Annotated in this window: 13 protein-coding genes and 2 pseudogenes; 7 read left to right on the forward strand and 8 right to left on the reverse strand. The window is 63.4% G+C overall.

Annotated elements, in window-relative coordinates; translation table 11 throughout:
• The first annotated feature begins 37 nt into the window (after positions 1 to 37).
• Complete coding sequence (locus A3AI_RS0121405; protein WP_024517534.1) at positions 38 to 2914, forward strand: EAL domain-containing protein; 2877 nt, start codon at positions 38 to 40, stop codon at positions 2912 to 2914.
• Between the two features lie 149 nt (positions 2915 to 3063).
• On the opposite strand, the gene A3AI_RS47785 is transcribed toward A3AI_RS0121405, so the two are convergent.
• The 6 genes and pseudogenes from A3AI_RS47785 to A3AI_RS49995 all read right to left on the reverse strand — a co-directional run bounded on the left by A3AI_RS47785 (position 3064) and on the right by A3AI_RS49995 (position 6691).
• Positions 3064 to 3327, reverse strand: a complete 264-nt coding sequence (locus A3AI_RS47785; protein WP_156927878.1) for a hypothetical protein — start codon at positions 3325 to 3327, stop codon at positions 3064 to 3066.
• Positions 3328 to 3341: 14 nt separating this feature from the next.
• The gene (locus A3AI_RS0121415; protein ID WP_245286927.1) at positions 3342 to 3752 is read right to left on the reverse strand and encodes a MaoC family dehydratase; all 411 of its coding nucleotides are present in this window, start codon (positions 3750 to 3752) and stop codon (positions 3342 to 3344) included.
• Between the two features lie 164 nt (positions 3753 to 3916).
• Positions 3917 to 5236, reverse strand: coding sequence for a beta-ketoacyl [acyl carrier protein] synthase domain-containing protein (locus A3AI_RS0121420; RefSeq protein WP_024517536.1), 1320 nt, complete (start codon positions 5234 to 5236; stop codon positions 3917 to 3919).
• 43 nt (positions 5237 to 5279) lie between these two features.
• Positions 5280 to 5585, reverse strand: a complete 306-nt coding sequence (locus tag A3AI_RS0121425) for an acyl carrier protein (protein WP_024517537.1) — start codon at positions 5583 to 5585, stop codon at positions 5280 to 5282.
• 141 nt (positions 5586 to 5726) lie between these two features.
• Positions 5727 to 6095 (reverse strand): annotated as a pseudogene (locus A3AI_RS0121430) (alcohol dehydrogenase catalytic domain-containing protein); the annotation flags it as partial.
• Between the two features lie 467 nt (positions 6096 to 6562).
• Positions 6563 to 6691: a hypothetical protein gene (locus tag A3AI_RS49995; protein WP_283807255.1), complete on the reverse strand. Its 129-nt coding sequence runs from the start codon at positions 6689 to 6691 to the stop codon at positions 6563 to 6565.
• Positions 6692 to 7378: 687 nt separating this feature from the next.
• On the opposite strand from A3AI_RS49995, the pseudogene A3AI_RS43245 reads away from it, so the two are divergent.
• From A3AI_RS43245 to A3AI_RS45415, 3 genes and pseudogenes are all read left to right on the forward strand, one after another.
• Positions 7379 to 8248: pseudogene (locus A3AI_RS43245) on the forward strand (translation factor GTPase family protein); the annotation flags it as partial.
• Positions 8249 to 8497: 249 nt separating this feature from the next.
• Complete coding sequence (locus tag A3AI_RS0121445) at positions 8498 to 10090, forward strand: ATP-binding protein (protein ID WP_024517540.1); 1593 nt, start codon at positions 8498 to 8500, stop codon at positions 10088 to 10090.
• 291 nt (positions 10091 to 10381) lie between these two features.
• Positions 10382 to 11410 carry an alpha/beta hydrolase family protein gene (locus tag A3AI_RS45415; RefSeq protein WP_051382465.1) on the forward strand — a complete coding sequence of 343 codons (1029 nt, stop codon included), beginning with the start codon at positions 10382 to 10384 and terminating at the stop codon, positions 11408 to 11410.
• 60 nt (positions 11411 to 11470) lie between these two features.
• Here the strand turns inward: A3AI_RS45415 and A3AI_RS0121455 are convergent, their stop codons facing one another.
• Positions 11471 to 12208 carry a DUF899 domain-containing protein gene (locus A3AI_RS0121455; RefSeq protein WP_024517542.1) on the reverse strand — a complete coding sequence of 246 codons (738 nt, stop codon included), beginning with the start codon at positions 12206 to 12208 and terminating at the stop codon, positions 11471 to 11473.
• Between the two features lie 257 nt (positions 12209 to 12465).
• Positions 12466 to 13089 carry an FMN-binding negative transcriptional regulator gene (locus tag A3AI_RS0121460; RefSeq protein WP_024517543.1) on the reverse strand — a complete coding sequence of 208 codons (624 nt, stop codon included), beginning with the start codon at positions 13087 to 13089 and terminating at the stop codon, positions 12466 to 12468.
• A gap of 197 nt (positions 13090 to 13286) precedes the next feature.
• Between A3AI_RS0121460 and A3AI_RS0121465 the strand changes: the two genes are divergently transcribed.
• The 3 genes from A3AI_RS0121465 (at position 13287) to A3AI_RS0121475 (ending at position 17330) form a co-directional block, all read left to right on the forward strand.
• On the forward strand, positions 13287 to 14222 hold the full coding sequence (locus A3AI_RS0121465; protein WP_024517544.1) for a glutathione S-transferase family protein: 936 nt from the start codon (positions 13287 to 13289) through the stop codon (positions 14220 to 14222).
• 106 nt (positions 14223 to 14328) lie between these two features.
• The gene (locus tag A3AI_RS0121470; protein ID WP_024517545.1) at positions 14329 to 14715 is read left to right on the forward strand and encodes a BlaI/MecI/CopY family transcriptional regulator; all 387 of its coding nucleotides are present in this window, start codon (positions 14329 to 14331) and stop codon (positions 14713 to 14715) included.
• 62 nt (positions 14716 to 14777) lie between these two features.
• Positions 14778 to 17330: a M56 family metallopeptidase gene (locus A3AI_RS0121475; RefSeq protein WP_024517546.1), complete on the forward strand. Its 2553-nt coding sequence runs from the start codon at positions 14778 to 14780 to the stop codon at positions 17328 to 17330.
• The last annotated feature ends 112 nt before the right edge of the window (positions 17331 to 17442 follow it).

The raw sequence follows: 17442 nt of genomic DNA on the forward strand, positions 1-17442 counted from the left end.
TCATGTCGGCATAAGCGTCGAACGCGGAGAACTGACATTGCGCCTGATCAGGTGCCTTGCGCTGTTTGCGCTCGGCCTCATGATTGCTGTTGCGGCTTCGCCGGCATCTGCACTCGACGCCGTCAGCGTCCGCAGTGACGCGCCTGCTATCGACCTGACCGGAGTGCTTGAGCATCTCCACAGCGACACCGATCGCGTTCAGGTCTCCACTGCGCCCGGCACCGACGGCATCGTGCGCCGCATCGAGGTGCGGGCCCGCGAAGGCGGCCAGTATTGGGTGGTGTTCGCGCTCGCCAACAACACCGACGACCAGCTCGACCGCCTGATCGTCGCACCGCATTACCGCGTGGTCGGCTCCGGCCTGCTGTGGCCCGACCTCGGCCTGTCGCGCATCGCGACCATCACGCCCTCGACCGGCGACCGCCCCGACCGCCAGGAGAGCCCGACCGCCGACGTCTTCCGTATCACCCTCGACCCCGGCGCCGTCGTCACCTTCGTCGCGGAGCTGCGCACCGACAAGCTGCCGCAACTCTACCTGTGGGAGCCCGACGCCTACAAGGACAAGGTCAACTCCTTCACCCTCTACCAAGGCATCGTGATCGGCATCTCCGGCCTGCTGGCGCTGGTGCTTACCATCCTGTTCGTGGTGAAGGGCAGCATCATGTTCCCGGCGGCAGCCGCGCTCGCCTGGGCGGTGCTGGTCTATATCGGCGTCGATTTCGGCTTCTGGGGCAAGGTGCTCGACATGTCGAACAACGCCGAGCGCGTCTGGCGCGCGGCGGGCGAAGCCATTCTCGCCGCGACACTGCTGGTGTTCCTGTTCGCCTATTTGAATCTCAGCCGCTGGCATGTGCGCTACTCCCACATCACGCTTGGCTGGCTGTTCTTCCTGGGCTCCCTGGTGGCGCTCGCCCTGTTCGATCCGGCGGTCGCCTCCGGCATCGCCCGCATGTCGCTGGTCATGATCGCCTTCGCCGGCTTTGCGCTGATCGTCTATCTCTCGACCCACGGCTTCGACCGCGCGGTGCTGCTGATCCCGACCTGGTTCCTGCTCGTGGTCTGGGTGGTCGCAGCCGGCATGACCATTGCGGGCTCCGTCACCAACGACATCGTCGGCCCCGCTCTGCTCGGCGGCCTGGTGCTGATCGTGATGCTCATCGGATTTACGGTGATGCAGCATGCGTTTGCCGGCGGCGGCGCCACCACCGGCGTCGTCTCCGATGTCGAGCGCCGCGCACTGGCGCTGACCGGCTCGGGTGATCTGATCTGGGACTGGGACGTCTCCGCCGACAAGGTCTTCACCAGCCCGGAAACGGAGAGCCTGCTCGGGCTGAAGCGCGGCGCGCTGGAAGGCCCCGCCGCCAAATGGCTGGAAGTGCTGCATCCACTGGACCAGGACCGCTTCCGCGCCGCGCTCGACAGCGTGCTCGACCAGCGCCGCGGCCGGCTGGTGCAGGATTTCCGCCTGCGCACGCCCGACGGCCACTTCATGTGGTTTGCGCTCAAAGCACGCCCCGTGGTCGGCTCCGACGGCGAGGTCTCCCGCGTGGTCGGCACGCTCACCGACGTCACCGAGATCCGCAACGCCGAAGAGCGCATGCTGCACGATTCCGTGCACGACAACCTCACCGGCCTGCCGAACCGCAGGCTGTTCCTCGACCGCCTCAATGCGGTGGCGACTCTCGCGAAGACCATGCCCAGCTTGCGGCCGACCTTGATGGTGATCGATCTCGACCGCTTCAAGCAGGTCAATGATTCCGTCGGCATTGCGGTCGGCGATTCCATTCTGCTCACGCTCGCCCGCCGCCTCACCCGCATCCTCAAGCCGCAGGACACGCTGGCGCGCATGGCCGGCGACCAGTTCGGCCTGATCCTGCTCTCCGAGCAGGACCCCGCACGCATCACCGCCTTTGCCGAGACCATCCGCAAGACCATCCGCGCGCCGATCGCCTTCAATGACCGCGAGATCTTTCTCACCGCCTCGATCGGGCTCGCGCTGTCCGATCCGCAGACGCAGCTCTCCGACGACATCATCAAGGACGCCGAGCTTGCGATGTATCACTCCAAGCGGATCGGCGGCGACCGCATCGACGTCTACAAGCCTGCGATGCGCGCGCGGAAGACGGACCGCCTGACGCTCGAGAGCGAATTGCGCCGCGCCATCGAGCGCGAGGAGATATCGATCCTCTACCAGCCGATCGTGCGGCTGGAGGATCGCTCCATCGCGGGCTTCGAGGCGCTGGCTCGCTGGGAACATCCGAAACTCGGGCGGATGTCGCCGATCGAGTTCATCACCGTCGCCGAAGAGATCGGCCTGATCGTCGATCTCGGGACCTTCGTGCTCGACCAGACCGCGCGGCAGTTGTCGATCTGGCAGCGCGCGATGCGCGCCCGCGACCCGATCTTCGCCTCCGTCAACGTCTCCTCCCGGCAATTGCTGCGGCATGACCTGATCCACGACATCCGCACCGTGCTGTCGCGCTCCTCGGTCGCGCGCGGCACGCTGAAGCTTGAACTGACGGAATCGCTTGTGATGGAGAATCCGGAGCACGCCGCGCAGATGCTGACCCGCATCCGTGACCTCGGCACCGGGCTGTCGCTCGACGATTTCGGCACCGGCCATTCCTCGCTGTCTTATCTGCAGCGCTTCCCCTTCGATACCATCAAGATCGACCAGTCCTTCGTCCGCACCACCAGCCGCGGCACGCGCCCGGTGATCCTGAAATCGATCATCGCGCTCGCCCACGACCTCGGCATGGACGTCGTTGCCGAAGGCGCCGAGACCGACTCCGATGCGGTCGAGCTCTACCAACTCGGCTGTGAATACGCCCAAGGCTTTGCCTTCGGCGAGCCCATGGACGCCGACGCCGCGATGCGGCTGCTCACGGAAGTGCGGCTGGAAGCGGCGAGCTGAGCCGGGCTTGTCACTCATAATCGTCGTCCCGGCCAAGCGAAGCGCGAGCCAGGCCCCCTACCGCGGAATGCATCTGCGGCGTTCGGTGGTAGACGCATCTCGCCCGTCGTTGCGAGCGAAACGAAGCGATCAGAGCCGCTGCCGGAATTTTAGTTTGCTTGGCCGCTAACTAAATCACCTGTTGACGTCCAGATCGAACCGAAAGCACGAGCTGGGCTCCAAACTAGTCGGAGTTGGACTCCCACAAGAGACAGCCGCAATGCTTCTCGAAGGTTTTCCTGCGCGGCGGGACGCATGACTTGAAGTGCAAAGCGCCTGACGTTGGCCTGAAACGCCAGCTCTTCCTCACTGAGATCGCCATCCAGGCCGGCGGCCGCGAGGTGTGGACTTTCAATTTTTTTCACGCTGAGCACCGCTAGGCCTCCATTCAAACTGCGTCCCCTGGAGCCGGCTGGTGTTGGTTCGAGGGCACCAGCACCACGGCTTCACCTTTGATCACGATCTGGTCCCCGACGGTGCATCGGGTCCGCAGTATCGTGCAGTTGCGCTCAGGTATCAGTTCGGCAACAGTGACCCGCGCCGTGACCGTATCTCCAGGCCGAACCGGCGCAGTGAACCGCAAGTTTTGCGAGACGTAGATCGACCCTGGCCCTGGCAGCCGCGTGCCGATCACCGCCGAGATGAGACCGGCACTCAGCATCCCTTGCGAAATACGGCCCTTGAAACGGGTCGTCTCGGCATAGACCTGGTTGAGATGGAGCGGGTTGGTATCGCCGCACACACCGGAGAACAGCAGGATGTCCGCCTCTGTCACCGTCTTGGCGAAACTCGCGGACATTCCCACCGCAAGATCCTCAAAGCAGTAACCCCTCGTCGCTGCCCGAAGGTGATGGAGAGTGTTCATCATTAAGCTCTGCCGCCATGAAGTTTCAGGGGACGGGCTACGATAGCTTCCAAGAGATTTGGCATGCGTGATTGACCCACCTGTGTCTTCGCTCCCCGTTATTCGGCTACCATCGGCAACGCCCGTTCCCGGTACATCGGCGCAGCGCCAAGAAAGCCGGCAACGCCTTGGATGGCTGGCGCCCGCATGATCGAAAAGTGATCGCTGTCGAAGCCAACTGCGCTAACCGGACCGGCGCTCACGACGCTCAATCGGTCGAGCGCCTCCTCGACGCTTTTGGCGTTCTGGGCCCGCAGCGCGAGCGCGTAGCGGATAGGCGCGCGGATCGGGCACGACACTCGGCGCGCGAACGCGATCGCGTTCGCTATCAGCGGCGCGCGCTTTGCTGACGTCGCGTAAACGTTGCGCAGCGCGGTGAGCTCGATGGGGTCGCCAAGCGAGGTGCCGGTGCCGTGCACCTCGACATAGGCGACATCCTCCGGCTTGGCGCCGGCGTGCCTCAGCGCCTGCCGTATCACCGCTTCCTGGGCGGCGACGTTCGGAGCCGTCAGGCCGTTGCTGGCGCCGTCATTGTTGACCGATGATCCGACCAGCAGCGCCTCGACCCGGTCGTTGTTCGCTGCTGCATCGCGCGCTCGCCTGAGAACGACAACCGCGCCTCCTTCGCCGCGGATGTAGCCGTTGGCGGCACTGTCGAAGGTCCGGCAGCTGTCGGTGGTCGACATCGCCCTGAGGCGGGCGAATCCGATCGTTTCCTCCGGACCGAGGATGAGATTGACGCCGCCGGCAAACGCCAGGTCGCAATCGCCGCAGCGTAGGCTCTGCGCTGCGAGATGCACCGCGACCAGCGAGGCCGAGCAAGCCGAATCCACATAGATCGCCGGCCCTTGGAGACCGAGCGTGTAGGCGACCCGACCAACGCCAACGGCGCGATTGGCCCCTAGCTTGCCGTAGAACGTGATGCGGTGTGGATCGCCCGAGCCGACCGTCCGGCGAGCATAATCGACATCGCCGGCCGTGAGGAACAAACCGACGCGCTGGCCGCGCAACGTCGAGGGGACAATTGCCGCATTCTCCAGCGCGCTCCAGCATAGCTGCAGCATCCAGCGCTGCTGAGGATCCATCTCCATGGCTTCCGCCATCGAGATGCGGAAGAATTCTGGATCGAAGAGATAGGGATCGTCGACATAGCCGGCGCGCCGTGAATAGGTCGTGCCGGAAAGGTCGGGATCGGTCGAATGGTATTTGTCGATATCGAAACGGTCGGCTGGGGTCTCGCGGATCGCCACCTTCCCGCCCTTGATGAATTGCCAGAGCGCGGACGACGTGTCGTTGCCGCCTGGAAGCCGAAACGCCATTCCGATGATGGCAACCGGATCAACGGCGGAGACGCCTTCGTCGTGGGCTGGACCATTCATTGCATTGACTTTCCTACCGAGATGTCACGCGTCCTCGAATACGTCACCAATCGCCGGCGTCGGCGATCGGCTGGTCTCCGCTGGTCGGGTTTTTGCCCTCGCTCGGTTTCAGGGCGCCCGTACGCTCCGCCAAGTGTTGCGCGAGCGCTGCGAAAGTCGCCTTCTCCAAGATCACTGTTTCATCGACAGGGATGCCCAACTTGTCTTCGAGAAAGAAAGCCAGCTCGACCGGGTGCATGGAGTCGAAACCGGAAGCGTCGAAGGTCTGGTTGATATCGGACGGCATTCCCATTTCATGATCTGCCGCCCATTTGCGGATCAGCTCGAGAACTGCTTCAGCACCGGTCATCGTCTGTCTCCTTGATCTCACAAGACATGCGAAATGGATCACCCGGCACTGATACCGGGTGGTATGCAGCGATATTGTTGCGCGGTGGATTTGCCGACATCAGTCGATTGCGCGGATTATCCGAACATGCGTCATTGCCCAGGCGCTCGCTTCCCAACTCAGATGTCTGGGACGAGGCAAAAGCTGCGTGGCTTGAATGCGCGTGAATTGAGCGAAGGCGCCGAACGACGTCTCGTATCCCCATATGCGCTGTGACAGCGACAGCATCGGATCGCCGCCATTGCATTCCTCATCGTCGCCACTGACCTGACAGCAATGGGCGACCACCTCATCGCCCGGACGCCAAGATCGAACGTTCGAACCGACAGCCCAGACGATTCCAGCTGCATCGGAGCCGGCGATGTGGAACGGCTCGTTGTGGAAATCTAACGGTGATACCGGATGGCCGAGCGCCGCCCATATGCCGTTGTCGTTCACCCCCGCCGCCATCACGAGGACAAGCACGTCGTTTGGGCCCAGCAGAGGAACATCAACGATCTCACGTCACACTTGACCTTAAGTAAACGCAGACGAAGTTGCAGCGTTCAACTTATGGGTGCTACATCATTTACACGGATTCCTATAGCCGCGGCAGATAACATACATTGTAATTAATCATCAATTCCACTTGAAATAGCGTCAAACACAAATAACAGAGAACCAGATCGGCGCCTCCGCAATCCCTCGCATAAGTTTCAAAAGCAATTTAGATAGCAGCCAGGCTGACGCTCCGCGCAGTGACGGTTGGGACACGCATCCACACCCTCGCGGCGCATTTTCGCCCGAGCTTTGCATCTCACTTCACCTCCTCTAAAAGCAGAGGGAGCGGGGAAGGCCGGGTGGCCGCATGCACCCGGGGCCTCCGCGCAAAAAATTTGCGCGAAAGCGCGTCGACCACAGGTACAGGCGGTGACAACCGGCCTTCCCCGCGCGATGGTTTACGGCTTATAGGTACTCTCCCCGGTGAACCAGCGTTTGCCACCGTCGCTGTCGCGCATCATCTTGCGCGAGAACTTGGCGCCTGCATGGGCGCGCCAGGACCACACCACTTCGCCGTCCGCGTCCATGCCGCTCGTCGATCGGCACGGCCCGCGTCCACCGCATTCCGCACCACGTTCGTGACGATCGCGATACGCCCCTGGTGTCGGCGCGGAACGGGCGAAGTGAACATCAATTTCCAGAAAAGCGAAAGAAGAATATTTTGGCGTGGGGGACTGGACGACCCAAATCCGCTTGAACGGACAAACGAAATTCGATTTTTCGCGCCGGCGTTTTTTTAGCTGCCGAACAGCGTACTGGGCGGCCTGACGCGCAAATCGAGACGATTTTGCCCGACGGGCGAACCACGCAATCCTAGGGCGAAACGCGAAGCCAAGGCGGGCGCACGAATATTCGGACCAACCGGAGCCTCAAATGATTTCGAACAAATTCCGGGATGTTCGGGAGAACAATGTTAATCTCAGGTGGAACTCAAACTTGCCTAGCGCACCCGCGAAGTTCATGTCTGAATAGCGCAAAACGCGCTGATCACCTGGTCCGATGCGATATTCGCCAACATGACCTTGCCCGTGGAATCTTTCATTATCCAACGTCTTCAAGAGGGTGGCTGGCGTGTCATCGACCGCCGGCCCGACCTCATCGATCGCCCGATTGCTGACTTTGTTTCGCTTCGCGATGCGGAGGAATGGGTGAGCTGGAAATCCGGCCATCCCAAGATCAATCCGTATGCAATGGCCGAAGACACCCAGCCAGGGCTGGTCGAGGTCGCGATCGAGCCGAAGTCGAAAGCCGACGGGGAGAAGCTCCTTGCTGCGCTGGTAAAGCTGGCGGCCGAGGACCCGACGTTCAAAATCTCGACTGACTACGAGTCCGGACAGACCGTTATGAAGGGCGCGAGCGAACTTCATCTCGATGCCAAGGTCGACATCCTCAGACGGAGCTACAACGTCAATTTCAGGATCGGTGCACCTCAGGTGGCATTCCTCGAATGCATCACGGAGTCGGCCGAAGTGGAGTACACTCACAAAAAGCAGTCGGGCGGCTCCGGTCAATTCGCGGCCGTCCGGCTGCGCGTCGAGCCGAATGAGCCGGGAATGGGCTATCAGTTCGAGTCTAGGATCGCAGGTGGGACGATTCCAAAGGAATATATCCCTGGCATCGAAAAGGGGATCGAGAGCGTGCTTCCTTCGGGCGTGGTCGCCGGCTTTCCGGTGGTCGATATCAAGGTCGCTCTGATCGACACCACGTATCACGACGTCGACTCGTCGACGCAGGCTTTTGAGATCGCCGCGCGCGTGGCGTTTCGCGAGGCGCTGCAGAAGGCGCGGCCCGTGCTGCTCGAGCCGATCATGAAAGTCGAGGTGCTGACACCGGAGGACTGTGTCGCGCCCATTATCAGGGACCTGAATTTGCGGCGCGGGCAAATCCAGTCTCAGGCCGAGCGCGGCAACGTCATCGCGATCAACGCGCTAGTGCCGCTCATGAACATGTTCGGTTACGTAAGTAGCCTGCGCCCGATAAGCCGGAGCCGCGCAACCTTCACGATGCGGCTTGATCGCTACGCGCCGACGCCTCCGCGAGATGACCCACCACCATTTAAGCCCGCGGTCGGGATGCATGGTTAGCCAGCCGTAGCGTAAGGATCGCCCCTCCCCTTGCGGGAGAGGCGGGATTGCATCGCAAGATGCGATCCAGGTGAGGGGTTCGCCCCCACGAGCAGGCATCTTCATCAGCTCGATTCGTGGAAGCAGCCCCTCGCGGGCGTTGCGCTTGCACGGCCGACCAAAAAGCTGAATGATTTGATCGATCGTCCTTGAGGGACGGAGCGGATTGCACTGCACGCGTTTAAGCCTTTTCGTGGAGCTGTCCCGGACATGTCGACGCTTATTCCCCATGGCGCGTGCCTGCTGTGGACGCCGGAATTGATCTGGCTGAACGTCGTTTCCGACGCGATGGTGGCGGTCGCCTTCTTTGCCACGGCTTTCGTGCTTGGGTTCTTCGTCTGGCGGCGGCGCCACCACGTCATGTTCGGCGGCGTGCTCTGGGTGTTTGCGATCTTCGCCGTGGTCTGCGGCGTGACCCGGCTGGAATCGATCCTCACCGTGTGGGTGCCCGCTTACCAGATCGAGGCTATCACCAAAGGCCTGCTTGCGCCGATCGCGCTCGCGATCACGGCGGCCCTGCTGCTGATGCTGCCGCGGCTCCTGGTGCTGCCCACACGGATCCAGCTTGCCGAAGCCTATACGGCGCTGGAGGAGGAGATCCGGCAGCGCCGCAAGGCCGAGGCCATGGTCAAGCGTTTTCAGGAGATCGAGGCCAATGAGGCCCAGGTCCGGCAAGCGCAGAAGATGGAGGCGATCGGCCAGCTCACCGGCGGCGTCGCGCACGACTTCAACAACATCCTCACCGTGATCACCGGAACGATCGAAATCCTCGGCGATGCGGTCAAGGACCGACCGCATCTCGCCCAGATCGCCGATCTGATCAGCGCGGCCGCGGCAAGGGGCGCGGATCTGACCAAGCACCTGCTGGCCTTCAGCCGCCGCCAGCCACTCCAGCCGCGCTCGACAGACATCAATGCGCTGGTCGTTGATGCCGGGCGCCTGCTGCGGCGGACGCTTGGCGAGGACATCGAGATCGAATCGATGCTGGCGCACGATCTGGCGCCCGCCCTGATCGATCCGAGCCAGCTCTCGACCGCGATCCTCAACCTCGCCCTCAATGCGCGTGACGCCATGCCCGGCGGCGGCAAATTGACGTTGGAAACCAAAAATGCCGTGCTCGACGAAAACTACGCGCGCGCCAACAACGAGGTCAGGCCGGGCAACTATGTCCTGATTGCAGTGAGCGACACAGGGCACGGAATTCCGGGCAACCTGCGCGACAAGGTGTTCGAGCCGTTCTTCACCACCAAGGATGCCGGGAAGGGATCCGGGCTGGGCTTGAGCATGGTCTATGGTTTCGTCAAGCAGTCGGACGGACATATCAATATCTACAGCGAAGAGGGCCACGGCACGACCGTGAAGCTCTATCTGCCGCGGGCTGCGACGCCGCCGGAGGCGTCCGACGCCGAGACCGGCATCTCCAGCAGCGAAGGCGGCGACGAGTTCATCCTGCTGGTCGAGGACGACCCGCTGGTCCGGCAATATGTCGTGACGCAGATCGGCCGCCTCGGCTACCACACGCTGGCAGCCAGCAACGCCGCCGAGGCGCTGGCCGTCATCGACCGGGGCGAGCGCATCGATCTACTGTTTACCGACGTGATGCTCCCCGGGGGAATGAACGGCCGTCAGCTCGCGACCGAGGCGCTCAAGCGACGCCCGGAACTCAAGGTGCTCTACACCTCCGGCTATACCGAGAACGCCCTCGTCCATCACGGCCGCCTCGACCCCGGCGTGCTGTTGCTGCCGAAGCCCTATCTCAGCTCCGATCTCGCACGCATGCTGCGCACCGCGCTGGCGTCGTGAACTCCTGCCGGATAGGCCGATGCTTGAGCGTGCCCGTCTTCGCTTGGTGCCGTGACCACGCGCGAAGGTTGCACGCGCATTTGTGACAAGCTTTTGAAACGACTGCGCGCTGAACGCGAAAAAAATTCCAAGAGTGATCCTGTCTCCGAGCTGTTCGCTGAACTAGGGTGTGTTCAACAACATGGCGCTTTGGCCGACCGATTCGTTACGGGTCGGAACAATCGCCTCCGTCGCGACGCGAAAGTCTTCGCACTCGCGACATCGGGCGAAAACTTGGCGAGGGAGGGGACGGTGACAACAAAACATCTTCGCATTGCGGCCATCATTGCGGTCCTGTTGCAGGCTGGCGCCGCGGGATTGGCAAGCGCCGCGTCGCCAGGCAAGGGCGTCGCAATCGGCACGACGTTTCCCGACCACTTCCCGGTGATCGGAAACTTCTATCTCGGCAAGCCGGTGATTGGCTTCGGCTCCGATATCGGCCGTGTCGAGCGCATCCCGGTGATCTTCCTCCATGGTAACAATGATTCTCCGTATCCGACCGCCTGCAACCCCTTTGGGCGCGTCCAGGCCTTCGCGCAATTCTTCCTGGATCACGGCTATCACCCAAGCGAACTCTGGGGGCTCGGCTATCAAGGCGATCAGTGCGACCTTGCGCAGGACAACACCCATCGCTCAGGCATCTCGCACACCACTGCAGTGGCGGTGCCGATGCTGCGCCAGTTCGTGCAGGCGGTGCTCGACTTCACCGGCGCCAAGCGCGTCGACATCGTCGCCCACAGTCTCGGCGTTACCGTGGCGCGGGAATGGATGCTGCAGGACAATGCCTATCGCAAGGTGCGGGCGCTCGTCGCCATCGACGGCCCCAATCACGGCATCATCGACTGCTCGCCCAACCCGGCCAATTTCTACCAGTTGGTGAGCGGCGGCGGCTTCACGCCGAGCAGCGCGGTATGCGACGAGTACGGCTCAGACCACACCCAGTTGCTTGGCGTGCTGAACGCCGGGGGCGAGACGCCGGGCCCGACACGTTACCTGGTCATCCGCAACAAGCCGGGCACACCCGACTTCGTCTACAACAGTCTGCCGGACGGCTCCCTCCCCGGCGTTCCCGCCGAGGATCGCGACGGCAACCCGCATGATTTCACCGAAAGCGCCGCTCTCGCCAGCGCCAAAACAATCGACCTGACCGGCCAGGGACAATACGACCCGGTCCTCTCTACCTCCCATCTCGGAATCCTGAACTCGCCTGACACGCGCGGCGCCGCACTGCAGTTCCTGACCTCACTACCGGGACGCCCCGATCAAGAGAGTGGAGATTAAAGACTCGCGAAGGCCGGCGCTGGACGGCCGTTCGGCTGCGCCCAGCGCCCGCCGAAGGACCTATGCGCGGTCCTTTCGGAACGCAGCTTCGCCGGCGTCCGACACCTCGACCCATTTCGGGTGAGGCGCCGCCTCGGCCTCGTAATTGTCGTGCCAGTTCCACCATTTGTATGGCGGGGTTTGCGGATAGCCCGCGGGCGAGTCCTCCCAGACCTCCTGGCGGCCGAGCGGGGTCAGATCGAGATAGCTCCAGACCGTCCCCATCGCCTCGTCGCCGCGATTGTTGATGAAATAGGTGCGGAACACGCGCTCGCCGTCACGGACAAACACGTTGTGGCCGTGCCATTCGTCGACGCCGAAGTCCTTATCGAAGCTGTCGGTGATGGTGTACCAGGGTATCTCCCAGCCCATCCGCGTCTTCAGCCGCGAGATGTCCGGCTGCGGCGCCCGCGAGGCGTAGACCAGCGTGGTGTCGCGGACGTTGAGATGCGAGAGATGGGAGACCTGATCGGCGCCGAGCGAGCAGCCGCGGCAGGCGTGATCAGGCCAGCCGAACACGCCGGGCTCGAAGAAGGCGCGATAGACGATCAGCTGCCGCCGGCCCTCGAACAGGTCGAGCAGGTCGAGCTTGCCGCCCGGTCCCTCGAATGCGTATGTCTTCTCGACCGCCTGCCACGGCATCCGCCGCCGCTCCGCGGCGAGCGCATCGCGCGCGCGGGTAAAGGATTTCTCCTTCACCAGCATCGTTTGGCGTGCGGCCTCCCAGGCCTCTGCCGACACGATTGGAGGCGTGGTCATTCCGTGAAATCCGTTGTTCCCGTCCATCTGCTTCTCCTGTTCGCTGTCGCACCGGCGCTGCGCGAATTGTTGCTCGGCTCGCCGTGTTGCGCTCGCGAGACAAGCTAGTCGCGCCGATCAGGCGGTGGGAGTTACAAGTGTGTCGGGATTTGTTGGCCGGGCTTGTCCCGGTCATCCACGTGGGCCGGCGAGTACCAGGGACGTGGATGCCCGGGTCAAGCCCGGAGGAGAGGACGGCGCGATTTGTCTCGCAGCCTTCACTCCGGAATCAATTTTGCCACTTCTCGATCGGAGCTACGTTCGCTGACAGACAGACCAGCCACGACACCCGCACGATCCTCGGCGCTGCGGTTCTGGCTCATCTTGCGCTTGCCTTCGATGCGCGTGATCGGCAGCCGTAGACCCACAATGGCGCGAAGCTGCGCGGCGACGAACGGCTCCGGTGCGTCCTTGACCTCCCAGGGCGTGGCGCTGTCGCGTTCATGCAGTCTGGTCAGCCGCGTTACGATGTCGCGCAGACGCTCGGCGTCCTCGAAGAACTCGACCGGACCATAGGCATGGACCGCGACATAGTTCCAGGTCGGCACCACCCGATGCGTCTCCTGCTTGGCCGCATACCAGTTCGGGGTGATGTAGGCGTGCGGACCGAGGAACAGCGCCATCGCTTCGCCTGCGGGTGCGAGCTTCCAGTGCGGGTTGGCGCGGGCGACATGGCCGTACAGCGTGCCATAAGGCCCCTCGTCCCTGACCAGGAACATCGGCAGCGGTGTCGCGACCAGCCCCTGCTCGGTCGCGGTTACGAGATGCGACAGGCGGGCTTCGTCGATCGTCGCATGGATCGCGGCAAGATCGTCCTCGCGAAAGGCTGGCGGCACATACATCGGTCGGCTCCTCAAGATGTCGCGACCATGCCCCGGAACTGGTCCCAGGAGAAGGGCCAGTTTTGGCGAGAATGGCCCAACCAATTTGATTGGAGCCCGGCCACCTGGAGCTGCAAATGGCCGGCCACGTCACCCTCGCCCACTGTGCTATATAGTGCCGGCCTTTTCCGGCTCCAATCATTCGCGCGGGAGCACCCATGCCGCAAAGCCCTCCTGTTATCCTGCATCATTTCGAGCAGTCGCCGTTCTCCGAAAAAATCCGCCTGACCTTCGGCCTCAAGCAGATCGCCTGGCGGTCGTCGCTCATTTCCCGGATCATGCCGAGGCCCGACCTGATGCCATTGACCGGCGGCTATCGCCGTACGCCGGTCATGCAGATCGGCGCCGACATCTATTGCGACACGCAATGCATCATGCGCGAGCTCGAGCTGAGATTTGCCGAGCCTTCGCTGTTTCCCGAGCGAAATCGTGGGATCGGCTGGGCGTCCGCGATGTGGACGGATAGGTCGTTCTTTCAGAACACCGTCAATCTCGTGTTCGGCTCGCTGGGGGACGCCGTGCCGCAGAGTTTTGTCGAGGACCGCGAGCGGCTGCGCGGTGCGAAATTCGATGTCGCCGCCATGAAGGCCGCCATTCCGCAGATGCGCGACCAATATCGCGCGCATCTCGACTGGATCGAGAGCCAGCTCGCCGATCAGGGCACCTTTCTGTGCGGCGAGCGATGCGGCCTGCTCGACATCAACGCCTACATGAACGTGTGGTATGTGCGTTCCAACCTGCAGGTCGCGGACCAGCTGCTCAAAGGCTTCTCCCGGGTGCGCGACTGGGAACAACGGATGCGCGCGATCGGCCATGGCAAGAGAGTGGATATCTCCACTGCCGACGCGCTGGTGATCGCGCGGGACAGCACGCCGCAAACGGCTGACATGAGCGATCCGCTCGACCCCAACGGGCGCAAGGTCGGCGACCTCGTCGACGTCACACCGGATGACTATGGGAAAATCCCCGTGCGCGGGCGCATCGTTGCGTCATCGGCGCAGACCATCGCCATTGCCAGGCACGACGCTGCGGCGGGCGATGTCGTGGTGCATTTCCCACGCGCCGGCTTCCTGGTCACGCCGGCCGCAGCCTGACCGTCAGCAGCCCAACCGTCAGGAATCTGAACGGCGGCGTTGCAAAGCCGCCCACGTATGTTACGATTGGTAGCGTTACAAGAGCCTTAAGAATAGCGAGTGCCCCATGGACGACAGCCTGCCCGAACTCGGCGATCTCGAACGCGAGGTGATGCAACTGGTTTGGGCTCACGGGCCAATCACGGCAGAGGACGTACGCGAGAGGCTGTCGCGCCGCCTCAAGGAATCGACCGTTCGCACCGTGCTGCGGCGTCTGGAGGACAAGGGCTACACTACGCACACGGTGGACGGGCGGACCTACGTCTACCAGGCCGCTGAACCGCGCGGACAGGTCGCGGCCAAGGCGGTCAAGCGCATTGTCGACTGGTTCTGCAATGGCTCGATCGAGGAGGTGCTGGTCGGCATGGTCGACAACGAAATGCTCGACCAGAAGCAGCTGAAGCTGCTGGCCGACCAGGTGGCCAAGGCGAAAGCCAAGGCGGCGAAAAAATAAGGCTGCAAAAAACAAAGCGGCGACGAAATGAGGCGGCAGGAAAAAAACGGGAGCGAAAAACAATGCTGATCGTTCTGGCGGAGGCGGCACTGCGCTCCTTGCTGCTGGGAGGCATTGTCTGGGCCGCATTGGCCGTCTTCCGCGTGCGCAACCCGCACATCCAGATGTTCTCGTGGGCGCTGGTGCTCGTGGTATCGCTCGCAATGCCGCTGGCGATGGATTGGGCGACGCTGACCCTTACCCGCCATGTCTTGCCGCTAGCTGCGCCTGCACGCATCATGCCGCTTGAAGCGCTTCCGCTGGAGCCGCTGCAGGACTTCGGCGAGAACCTGAGCCAGACCCTGACCGAAGCCGCCGCGCCGGCCGCAACCGCGGTGAGAGGCCACGCGGCGCTGGACTGGCGACTGATCGCAACCGTGGTCTACGCCATGGTCGCCGCCTTCCTGTTGCTGCGGCTCGTGATCGGGCTGCGCCTCACCTGGCGGATCGCCCGTGATGCGCGGCCGCTCGATGAGCCCTGGCTTGCCAGCGCGGATGTACGCATCACGCCGGCGATCGACGGACCCGTCACCTTCGGATCGATCATTCTGGTTCCGGCCGAATTCGACGAATGGGATTTTCGCAAGCGCGAGGCGGTGGTGGCCCATGAGAGCGCTCATGTCGCCAACCACGATTTCTACCTGCTGCTTGCCGCCTCGCTCAATCGCGCCCTGTTCTGGTTCAGCCCCTTTGCCTGGTGGCAGCTCGTCCGGCTTGCGGAGCTTGCCGAGATCATCAGCGACGCCGAGGCGATCGAGGTGCTCGACGACAGGCTGTCCTATGCCGAGATCCTGCTCGAGCTCGTGCAGAACATCGGACGCGCGAAGCTGGCCGGGCCGCAGATGGCCAGGATTTCCACCATCGGCACCCGCATCGAACGCATCGTCGCTGCGGTCGCAATGCCCCGGAAAGTGGACTGGCGGCAACGGCTCTGGATCGCGGCCGCCATCGCCCCCTTCGCCGTCACCTCCAGTGCGACGATTGCCTACCGTGCCGAGCCGCAGGCGATCCTTGCGCCCGATGCCGAGGCCGTTGCCGCGCCCGCGGCGGCAAAGCCCTTCGTCAATTTCTATTCCGTGGGCGGACGGAGTGTGTTTGCCGTTTTCCGCGAAGGCGACGAGCTGTTCGGGCAATTGACCGGGCAGCAGAAGCTGCGCCTCACCGTGACGCGCGGCGGCACCGCCACCTATGCGGCGGCCGGTGGTTCGCTCAGCTTTGCGCTCGATGCCGAGCGGCAATCGTCGCATCTGGCCGCGCAGTTGAACGGGCGGCAGATCCAGGCGGATCGTCTGGTCGAGCTGCCGCGCCCGCAGCTTTCGGCCGATGCGGGAGTGCCCGAGAATTTCGTCGGCTGGTATCGCGTCGGCGACTACCGCGTGCTTGCGGTTACAGGCGACGGCACAGGCCTGACGCTGAAGGAGACCGGACGGCCGTCTTTTGTTGCCGCACCCGATGGTGTGAACGCCTTTGCGGCTGCCGATGGCGATCTCGTCGCCTTCCTTGGCGATAGGGACGGCAAGGCCGATCACGTCCTCTTCTACGAACCCGGCCGCGGGGCGCGGCTCGGGGCACGCATCGATGAAGCCAAGGCGCAGGCGATCGAGGCGGGATTTGCGCGGCGCGTGGCCGAGATCCCCGATAAATTCCGCGACCAGATCCCGACGCCGGGAACCAAGGAGGCGATCCTGCGCGGGATTTCGGACATGGCGCGCGGCACGCCGAATTACGAGCGCATGAGCGCGTCGCTGGCGGCAAGAATCCGCCGGCAAGTCGACCAGCTGCATGCGATGTTCGTCTCGCTCGGCGCGGTGGAGCAGGTCTTCTTCCGCGGCGTCGGGCCGGGCGGCTACGACATCTATGGCGTGAAATTCGCGAACGGCTTTGCCGAGTTTCGCTTGCTGCTCGGCGCCGATGGCAAGGCCGAGGACGTCCTGTTCCGCCCCGATGGCAATGACGAGCCGGGCGGCGTCGCCGCGTGCACTACCGAGGCTGGCCTGAAGGCGCACGCCGACAACACGCCGATCAAGCTCACGCTCTATAACGGCAGCGGCGGCGATATCCAGCTCGCCAGCGTGGACGCCGCCGGCCAGCGCATTACGCAAGGCGCGGTCGGCGACAACATGACGTCCCAGATCCTGACCACCGTCGGCACGCCCTGGATCGTCGCCGATCGTGCCGGACGCTGCCTTGAGATCCTGCTGCCGGGACAGCGCACGCGCTATCACACGATCGACGCGCCGTCGTCCGACCGCGCCGCACATGCACTGGCGCCGCGCAGCACGCCACAGGCCGGCAGCGAGGACATGCTGCGCCACTACATCGAGGCGGTTGGCCGCGGCGAGCCGGACTACGATCACATGACGTCGGAGGTGGCGGCGCAGACGCGCCAGGCGCTTGCGGTGGACCAGGCGATCGTGGCGAGGCTCGGGGCGCTACGCGCCGTGTCGTTCCGCGGTGTGTCCCAGCTCGGCAGCGACATCTACACGGTGCATTTTGCCAACGGCTCGGCGGAATGGCGCATCGGGATCGCCCGGGACGGCTCGATCGCGCGCATCGCGCTCGGGCCAGCCTATTAGACGCATAAAATACCGTCCCAGAAATGAGCCGCAGGCGGCCGCGCCATCCGCGCTTGCGTCGTGCGGCGCTAAATGCTACAAACCGTAGCATTACGGTTTGTCACCATCAGGC

The sequence above is a fragment of the Bradyrhizobium sp. Tv2a-2 genome (assembly GCF_000472425.1).
Classification (GTDB): domain Bacteria; phylum Pseudomonadota; class Alphaproteobacteria; order Rhizobiales; family Xanthobacteraceae; genus Bradyrhizobium.

Excerpts from the sequence above, each read along its gene's own strand:
- A3AI_RS0121415 (WP_245286927.1), bottom strand. The coding sequence starts at position 3,752 with ATGTCCGCGAGTTTCGCCAAGACGGTGACAGAGGCGGACATCCTGCTG.
- A3AI_RS0121420 (WP_024517536.1), bottom strand. The coding sequence starts at position 5,236 with ATGAATGGTCCAGCCCACGACGAAGGCGTCTCCGCCGTTGATCCGGTT.
- A3AI_RS0121425 (WP_024517537.1), bottom strand. The coding sequence starts at position 5,585 with ATGACCGGTGCTGAAGCAGTTCTCGAGCTGATCCGCAAATGGGCGGCA.
- A3AI_RS49995 (WP_283807255.1), bottom strand. The coding sequence starts at position 6,691 with ATGGACGCGGACGGCGAAGTGGTGTGGTCCTGGCGCGCCCATGCAGGC.
- A3AI_RS0121445 (WP_024517540.1), top strand. The coding sequence starts at position 8,498 with ATGTCGACGCTTATTCCCCATGGCGCGTGCCTGCTGTGGACGCCGGAA.
- A3AI_RS0121455 (WP_024517542.1), bottom strand. The coding sequence starts at position 12,208 with ATGACCACGCCTCCAATCGTGTCGGCAGAGGCCTGGGAGGCCGCACGC.
- A3AI_RS0121460 (WP_024517543.1), bottom strand. The coding sequence starts at position 13,089 with ATGTATGTGCCGCCAGCCTTTCGCGAGGACGATCTTGCCGCGATCCAT.
- A3AI_RS0121465 (WP_024517544.1), top strand. The coding sequence starts at position 13,287 with ATGCCGCAAAGCCCTCCTGTTATCCTGCATCATTTCGAGCAGTCGCCG.
- A3AI_RS0121470 (WP_024517545.1), top strand. The coding sequence starts at position 14,329 with ATGGACGACAGCCTGCCCGAACTCGGCGATCTCGAACGCGAGGTGATG.
- A3AI_RS0121475 (WP_024517546.1), top strand. The coding sequence starts at position 14,778 with ATGCTGATCGTTCTGGCGGAGGCGGCACTGCGCTCCTTGCTGCTGGGA.